Annotated in this window: 5 protein-coding genes and 1 pseudogene; all 6 read right to left on the bottom strand. The window is 37.7% G+C overall.

What is annotated here, in order from left to right:
* A pseudogene (locus P20652_RS19415) lies at window positions 1-441 on the bottom strand (hypothetical protein); the annotation flags it as partial.
* A 59-nt stretch (window positions 442-500) separates the two neighbouring features.
* Window positions 501-836: a DUF600 family protein gene (locus P20652_RS00135; protein WP_008173115.1), complete on the bottom strand. Its 336-nt coding sequence runs from the start codon at window positions 834-836 to the stop codon at window positions 501-503.
* Window positions 837-857: 21 nt separating this feature from the next.
* Window positions 858-1,397, bottom strand: coding sequence for a hypothetical protein (locus P20652_RS00140; RefSeq protein WP_008173114.1), 540 nt, complete (start codon window positions 1,395-1,397; stop codon window positions 858-860).
* A gap of 274 nt (window positions 1,398-1,671) precedes the next feature.
* On the bottom strand, window positions 1,672-2,016 hold the full coding sequence (locus P20652_RS00145; RefSeq protein WP_008173113.1) for a DUF600 family protein: 345 nt from the start codon (window positions 2,014-2,016) through the stop codon (window positions 1,672-1,674).
* Window positions 2,017-2,089: 73 nt separating this feature from the next.
* The gene (locus tag P20652_RS00150; RefSeq protein ID WP_008173112.1) at window positions 2,090-2,626 is read right to left on the bottom strand and encodes a DUF4303 domain-containing protein; all 537 of its coding nucleotides are present in this window, start codon (window positions 2,624-2,626) and stop codon (window positions 2,090-2,092) included.
* Complete coding sequence (locus P20652_RS21250; RefSeq protein ID WP_008173111.1) at window positions 2,623-3,870, bottom strand: hypothetical protein; 1,248 nt, start codon at window positions 3,868-3,870, stop codon at window positions 2,623-2,625. Before P20652_RS21250 ends, P20652_RS00150 begins: the two co-directional genes overlap by 4 nt.
* Between the last annotated feature and the right edge of the window lie 573 nt (window positions 3,871-4,443).

Here is a 4,443-nt window from a genome sequence, read left to right as displayed (position 1 = left end):
TGTTTTAGAGCGGGATTCGTTGGCCTCCTTTTTTGTTTTTCTCATATCTTCTGAATAGGTATTTTTAATATTTGTTTCACTAAAGGCAATGGTTTCATTAAATTCAAAGGTCAATGTTTGAGCTATGTGCTTATTGGTTTTAGAATAAAGACCAATACCAATTTCATCCCAATAATACACATCGTTTGCTAAGTGAGTGACTCTATCGTATGGGCCAAGTATTTTAACCCATTCATCAATATTGGCATCAAAAATAAGTGATTGGCCTTTATAGGTTAAATTACAGCCATGAACCTGAAAGTCACTTGCTTCAGGAGAGGCCGCTTGTATTTTTTCAGCGGGCGCTAATAATGCAGTTACGGTGCTCACATTTAATTTATCGCACCCAGCTAGCGTTAAGGCGAGCGCTATAAATATAAATTGCTTAGTTAAAGTAGTCATAAATATCTCTAAAAAGGGTGGTGAAGTTTGATTGTGATTTATCTTATTTATTGATGTATTTAAACAGTGGCTATTACTTCTTTATCGTTATTATCGCGCTCAAAGTTTAAGTTAAACTGGCCTTGACGAGTGATAGTAAAAATAGCGCGCTGCCAATCTTCCACTTCATTTTTAATTGCGTGGTCAAATAACGTTTTAAACAACGCTGTTATATTTTCAGATACAGCAATTGCATGCTGTGTATCATCATCTGTTTTTATAAAGTGGGCCTTGCACTCAATCACATTATTATTATCGCAATCTAAAATAAGCTGTGCTTTAAGCCACGGAGCATCAATTTGTTGATAAAGATACTGACCTAGGTGTTGCGGGATGTTTTTAATGTCGGGTTGCATGTGCTGTCCTTAGCGTTTTATTTATGACAAATCATCAAGCGATTCGCCTGGCTTTAAATAATTCAGCAGCTCGTTTTTATCCATAGGCCCTGTAATTTCTTCATCAAGAATTTCGTCGTCATCCCAATATTGTGAAATTGTGTAGTCGATATTCGAGCCAATAGTCTCAGTTTCCATATATGTTGTGTAAAACGCGTCCCAGTATTTTTTATCTATTTCATGCCACCACTGACCAAAACCACCTATGTTATCAACATCGCGTGATAAGCCTCTTAAATTACCAGCAGAGCTTGCAATTCCTGTAAGGTGGCCTTTTTTAGCTTTTTCAAAGTGTTCAAGCGCATTCTGAGCGCCGCGTTTTATATTGGGAGCGCCTCGTAGTTGCCATGACTTAAAGTTGTCCATGTTTAAAGTCGGATTTTTTTGCAACTGGAGTTCAAACTCATTCATTCCGGCTTCAAGCGTTTCAACAATTTCCTGATAACTATCCACGTAAAGTTTGATGTAGTCTATTGAAGTAAACTTCCTCTCGATGAGTGTTTTTTTTACATTTTCATTCATTATATTGCATCCGGCCAATTTGTTAGTTTGGCTGTATTTTGTCACCAGTGATTAAACCAGGCTTGATAAATATCTGTGTTCCCGCCCCATTAAGCGCAGCGTCTTCTAACATCATTATGAATAATTTTTAAAAAAATCGTTTGCACAAAGAGAAAAGAATGAGAAGTAAATGAGGGACCCAATTTGAAATACAGCCAAAAGCTAAGGTACTAATTTTAAAAGGCTGTAGCACCAGCCAGCATCCGTGTTGTTAAAGAGCGGGTTACATTAATACTTAATATGTTTTAACAGCGGATATTAATTCTTCGTCATTATTATCGCGCTCAAAGTTTAAGTTAAACTGACCTTGTCGAGTAATGGTAAAAATAGCGCGCTGCCAATTTTCCACTTCATTTTTAATAGCGTGGTCAAATAACGTTTTAAACAACGCTGTTATATTTTCAGATACAGCAATTGCATGCTGTGTATCATCATCTGCTTTAATAAAGTGGGCTTTGCACTCAAGTACAGCATTATTTTCGCAATCTAAAATAAGCTGAGCTTCAAACCACGGCTCATCTATTTGTTGATAAAGGTACTGACCAAGTTGTTGCGGGATGTTTTTAATGTCTGGTTGCATGGGCTATCCTTAGCGCTAGAAATTATTTTAATTAGGTTAGACTGTAATAACAATTATATGAATTTATTACAAATTATTTTATTTTTTCTAAGTAATTTTCAAATTCAGGATTTCTATATCCATCAGTTGTTAGTTGGCTGATTTTTTGCATTAAATCGATTTCTTTATCACTAGGGTCGCTAAACTGTAATGAGATAAATGTATTGGCGTGACCAGTAACTGCTTTTTTAATATCTAAGATCACCTCAAGTACTATCTCGCAAAAAAATTGAGTTATCTGCTCATCTGTTAGATCCTTATCATAAAGGTCATCAAATATTTCTTCTATCCTTTCATTAATGTCATTAAATTTCTCATATTCGTAAAAAACATTACCCCATTCAGATACAGAGTATTTGACTGTTAGCCAATCGCTTTCAGGATATTTTTCTTTTTTCTTTTCCAAATAATCATTGGAATTCCAAGAAAAGCCAAATGCACTAAAGCCTGAATCACAATGAATAGCAATTGAATTTATGTCCTTATATTTGTGAATCAACTTTTTCAAGAGCGCTTTATAAATATCACTTAGATCTTCGACAAGTTGATATTTTTCTTGTTCAAGATTCATATTGTTCTACCTTTTGATATTTTTGCCCATTGCTCTAATACTTTGAGTATCGCTTTTTTATTGCCTTGAGATGTATTCAGCATTTCATTCAGTTGAGCCTGAGGCTCTAATCCATGTTGTCCTTTTATGTTAGGTGCCCAAGCAAAATTTTCCCTAGATAATAAAGGATTAATACCTACATCTTCAAGAATTTTCCGATTTGCAACACCATATTTACCACCTCCTTTCTTCTCTACTAAATGGTGAGCATGGTTCGGAGGTCCGGGGTATTTAGTTCCTGATATTTCTTCATAATATTTCTTCCAATTGTCTCCCCACATGTTTTTGCCACTTTTTAAAGAGCCGAAATATATAGCATCCTGTATCTCGCTTGAAGATAACGCTGCATTTGCAAGCTTTATTTTCCATGTTCTAAAATCCTTGCGGCTTAACGTAGAGAACTCATTGGCATACTTTTCAATTAATAAGCTATTAGAAAGCTGCTTATTTTCTTTGCTCTTTGCCCCCTTTAAATCATTGCCTTTAGGGGCTTCAAGCTCATTGGCAACTGTTTTCTTCGGCTTACCAACTACACCCGTGCTTGCCGATGGCTCGAATTCATTGAGAGCTTTGTTTACGCGATTGCCAATTTCGCTTGCAGCGTTTTTTACGCCTTGGTCAATTTTGGGGGTAACTTCATCAAGCTGTTTGACCATGGCTTGCATGCCGTCAATAGCGCTATCGGGTAGTAATAAATCATATTTCCAGCTTGTTGAAATGTCTTGCAGTGTATCTCTAAAGCCCTTAATTACGGCTTTTACTTCACTGGCGGCTTGCTTACCTAAATCATGCCAGTTTATTTTACGTAAGTATTTTACAGGGTCGCCTTTGCCGAGCTTGCGTAGCACTGCAATGGCGGCTTCCATCGACTCACCACTGTTTTTAATTACAACTTTACCCACGCCTTTTACAGCAGAGCCAAAGAGCGGAATTAAACCAATGGCGGTTAAGGTAAAGGCAATCCAGCCATCACTATCATTAGCTTTATCATCATCTGTGAGTAGCATAGTATTAGCGCAAATATCCCGAATATCCATGATTTGGTCAACAACCGGTATCATTGAGATAATGGTGCCCACCACAATTTGTGATGTACTGGGGTTTCTATTAAAATCACCTTGCAGTGTACCCCATAACCAATCGCCTGCTTGGTTGGCTAAATTGCCAGCTTCTTCAAGCTTTGCGGTGTTACCGCTATTAATCATGTGTACACCATCAGCTGTGGTTATTTGCCCATAAAGTGGGTTAGGTGTGGTGTTATCTTCAGGCTTAAAATCGCGGCTGTCTTCACCGTATTTAACGCTGAACTGACCGTTTGGAATATTGGTGAGTTGTGCTTTACCAGTATCATCTAGTTTCCCTGAAGCTTGAGTTCCGTCGTCAAACTCTATTGTGTAAGGTGCATTTTTAACTGGGCTGCCATCTTGATAAACGCATTCTAAATCAATAACGCTTGGTGTTGTTGATGCTACACCGGCATCACTTGTATTTATATTATTAATACGACTAATGCTCGCAGGGCTTGCGACACTTGGGCTGCTGGCTGTTTGTGGGCTGGTTATGTCGTAATCAACTGGGCCATCAAAGGTTATAAATGTGCCACCGAGGGTAAGTACATTTGTTGCAGTAATGTCAACATTGCCTTGGCTGTCGAGTTTTATCTCGCCGCCTGCGTTGTGAATAATTAAATCGCCACGGCCGGAGCTGGTAATATAAATACTGTTATTAATTTGTACAAACGTAGGCCATTAGTTCGGAGTTTTCAAGCTAGTTGCCAC

Origin of the sequence: Pseudoalteromonas sp. BSi20652 (assembly GCF_000239855.1) — a bacterium.
Classification (GTDB): Bacteria; Pseudomonadota; Gammaproteobacteria; order Enterobacterales; family Alteromonadaceae; genus Pseudoalteromonas.
This window is presented reverse-complemented; position numbering and strand designations above follow the sequence as displayed.